Here is an 889-nt window from a genome sequence, read left to right as displayed (position 1 = left end):
CTAGGGCCTGTTGATCTTTGCTGCATATATTTCACTCAGCAGTACATGGGTAGCCACATCATCGAAAATGCCAGTGATACCATGCTGGCATAATTCCTTGCTAACTTTTCATACCTCGTTGATATTGAACGATAATGCTTTATTCGAGCAAAGGCGTTTTCAACTAGGTGGCGATATTTATAGAGGCACCAATCAACGCTGCCTTTGTCTATATCTTGGCCATAGTTCCGTTTCGGTATGACGGAGATACCTCCTTTGGCTTCAATATATTCTCTTAATGCGTCACTATCGTAGCCTTTGTCACCTACGAAAATGTTTACTTCCCTTAAATGGTCAACCAGACTTTGAGCCCGAGCTATATCATTTCTCTGGCCTTCTGATAGTTCAAAATAAATTGGAAGCCCACCACTATCCACGGCTAAATGAATTTTTGTGGAGTTACCACCTCGGCTTTTTCCAATGCACTCATTATCCTTAGTAGCTGCTCCGGCACTATGCTGATGAGCTTTGACAATCGAACCATCAGCAAAGACCCAGTCGTAATCAGCCAGTTTGGCTAACTCATTGAATAACATATTCAATAAACCTTTCTTCGACCATAAATTGAATCGGCGATAAACGGCGCTCCAACCGCCGAATTCTGTTGGTAAATCACGCCAAGGAATTCCTGTTCTCAGCCGGAAGAGTATCCCTTCAAACGTCATTCTATGTTCTGGTTTATTGTAAATGCGGCCTGTACTCTTCATTACTTGAAGTAGCTTTTGCCACCGCTTATCAGTTAGCATTAGTCTCGGCATGGTAGTGAGTTGTTCTTTTACTTTTGGCGAAGCAAATTATAACTCTTTACCATGCTGCTCAAAAACCAATCACGAAAGATCAACACGCCTTA

Annotated in this window: 1 protein-coding gene; it reads right to left on the bottom strand. The window is 42.2% G+C overall.

The features are described from left to right. Window positions 1–35: 35 nt before the first annotated feature. Window positions 36–797 (bottom strand): IS5 family transposase, encoded by a 762-nt coding sequence (locus tag J5X92_RS20875; protein ID WP_013783868.1) that lies wholly within the window; start codon window positions 795–797, stop codon window positions 36–38. Window positions 798–889 lie beyond the last annotated feature (92 nt).

It is taken from the genome of Alteromonas sp. K632G, assembly GCF_017653625.1.
Taxonomy (GTDB): domain Bacteria; phylum Pseudomonadota; class Gammaproteobacteria; order Enterobacterales; family Alteromonadaceae; genus Alteromonas; species Alteromonas naphthalenivorans.
The sequence above is the reverse complement of the archived record's forward strand: the minus strand, read 5'-3'. Positions and strand labels throughout refer to the sequence as shown.

What these genes read in the sequence shown, in the direction of transcription:
- J5X92_RS20875 (WP_013783868.1), bottom strand. Translation starts at nt 797, where the DNA reads ATGCCGAGACTAATGCTAACTGATAAGCGGTGGCAAAAGCTACTTCAA.